At 41.4% G+C, this 2,314-nt stretch carries 3 protein-coding genes; 1 reads left to right on the top strand and 2 read right to left on the bottom strand.

The annotated features are described in order from the left end of the window. Nucleotides 1–684: tRNA 2-thiouridine(34) synthase MnmA (gene mnmA / locus ACTXGO_RS12630; RefSeq protein WP_443574779.1), on the top strand; the 684-nt coding region annotated here is incomplete at its 5' end. Nucleotides 685–850: 166 nt separating this feature from the next. Here mnmA and ACTXGO_RS12625 read toward each other — a convergent pair. Next, the gene (locus ACTXGO_RS12625) at nt 851–1,615 is read right to left on the bottom strand and encodes a hypothetical protein (protein ID WP_443560279.1); all 765 of its coding nucleotides are present in this window, start codon (nt 1,613–1,615) and stop codon (nt 851–853) included. Between the two features lie 229 nt (nt 1,616–1,844). Beyond that, a complete protein-coding gene (locus ACTXGO_RS12620) occupies nt 1,845–2,246 on the bottom strand; it encodes a hypothetical protein (RefSeq protein ID WP_443542174.1) in 402 nt (133 codons plus the stop codon). Nucleotides 2,247–2,314: the final 68 nt, after the last annotated feature.

The raw sequence follows: 2,314 nt of genomic DNA, 5'->3' as shown, positions 1-2,314 counted from the left end.
GATCAAAGCTATTTTTTGCATGCAGTCGGCGGTGACAAACTTGCCAAAACCTTGTTCCCTATTGGTGAGCTTGAAAAACCTGTCGTACGCCAAATCGCTGAAGCGCATGACTTAGCGACTGCTAAGAAAAAAGACTCTACGGGGATTTGCTTTATCGGCGAGCGCCGATTTAAAGATTTCTTGCAACAGTATTTGCCTGCGCAAAAAGGCGATATCATTACAGACGATGGTCACATTATTGGTAGCCACGATGGGCTTATGTATTATACCTTAGGTCAGCGCGGCGGTATTGGCATTGGCGGTGTCAAAGATCGTCCAGAGGAACCATGGTTTGTACTAGCAAAAGACTTAGATAACAATCGCTTAATTGTCGGTCAAGGTCACGAACATCTCATGCTCATGAGCAATGAGCTACGCGCGTACAAGCTTGATTGGGTAGAGGGTGTCGCGCCAGCTGATATTTTTAGTGAGCAAGGTTTGCGCTGTATGGCAAAGTCGCGCTATCGTCAGCCAGACCAAGCCTGTACGGTTTTCGCTGTCGATGATAAAGGTTTAGAGGTCAAAGTCATATTTGATGCGCCGCAGCGTGCGTTAACCCCTGGTCAGTCTGCGGTTTTCTATATCGATGAGGTCTGCTTGGGCGGCGGCGTGATTGAATCAATAGACGCACCGCAGTCCCTCTGATTTTAGAGTCGATGGGTTCAAATAAACTACAGTCAGTCCAATATTAAAAACATACAGCGGAACTGAGATAAATCTTTTTCAGCTTCTGTCGGCGAACGCAGTTAGGCTCTTAGTTTATTGTCAGGTTTGACCTTGCTACTTAGAACATTCTTAGAACATTCAAGTGTTATTGGCTTACTGTCGCACTCGCTGTACTACTTGCAATATCCCTAGTTTCGCCTTGTCCATCATCATCAACGGTGTAGATTTGATAAGTTAGGCGAGCAATGGGTTCAAGCTCTGATGTGAACTGATAGAACTTGACATCGTAGCTACCAGGTAACCATCCTTCATAGGGTTTAAAACTCACCCAATTTTGATTGCTGCCCGCGATGATGTTTTTCTTCTCAAACAGCAAGACCTGTCCTGTCTCATTGTTCACCCACTTCACAAAAGCAAAAGGGCTGGCAGGTACTTTGCCCGCAGTATCCAAATGAGCGAATAGTTTGGCGTTTTTATTTATCGTCGAGGTATTTGTTGAGGTTGACGGCATATTGCTATCAAAGGATAGCTTAACTTCTCCAACTAAAGGACGTGTATCATCTTTGCTATATAACTCCTCTACCGCTCGTTCTGCAAAGCGTCTTTTGTCCGTAATAACCTCGCTATCGCCCTTTGCCATAAACTTATCGACATACTGCCCTAACACGTAATCGGGCATATTATCGACTAAGTCTAACGCTTGCTCTTTTGAGTAGTCGTTGATAGAAGCTGAGTTTGAGCCTGTCAAATTTGAGAGGACTTGCTGCGACGTAGCGTCACGCCTGTTCAATGAATCCTGTGACACTAGACCAGTTCCCGAGTTAGAAGCGTCTTGATTATCGTTTATATTAGAAGATGAAGGCGACTGCTGTTTGGCTTGCAGGACATAATCCATTTGTTGTTTGGTCATAAACAGGTAAGTGCTTAAAACCCCAAAAACAAAGGCCACAACAACGGATAATAAAAGTAAAGGTTTGTCTTTCATAGACATATTCTAAAAACAGTGTGTTTGGCTAATATTTTTTAGCTTAATGTAGACAAACTTCATCCTCAAATCATTGGTTTTTTTAACCGTATTGCGTATAAAAGCCACCTTTATCTAATATAAAGACGGCTTTATCTATCTATAGTAAAATGACTTAATTAGAGAGTCTAGAAGATGGGAACGGATTGTTTACTGGTTTACAAACATACTTATATTTACCATTAGGATTGTTTTTTATATCACGATCAATCTCATTAATATCGCCATCATCAGTAGTTCCGATAATAAAATTATTAAAAGCTCGAGGTGAAGTGCCTACAACCTGACAGCTCAAAGAGAATCTCTTGCCATTGTTGATGTTGGATTTTTTGACTAAGCATCCTCGGCTAATTTCATCAACGGTAATAGTATTACCATTAATTTGACAATTCGATAATCCTTGAAATTGAATAGGTTCCTCAGAGCTACCATAACTCCCACTACTATCAGAATCACCACCACAAGCAGCTAATGTCAAAACGCTTCCCATCAATAAAACATTTACTAGTTTGTTCATTCTAACCTCTGATAAGGTACTGAAGCGATTGAATTGAAAGCCTATTTTAAGGATAAGCTAATTTTTTC

This window comes from Psychrobacter sp. T6-1 (genome assembly GCF_052258445.1).
This window is presented reverse-complemented; position numbering and strand designations above follow the sequence as displayed.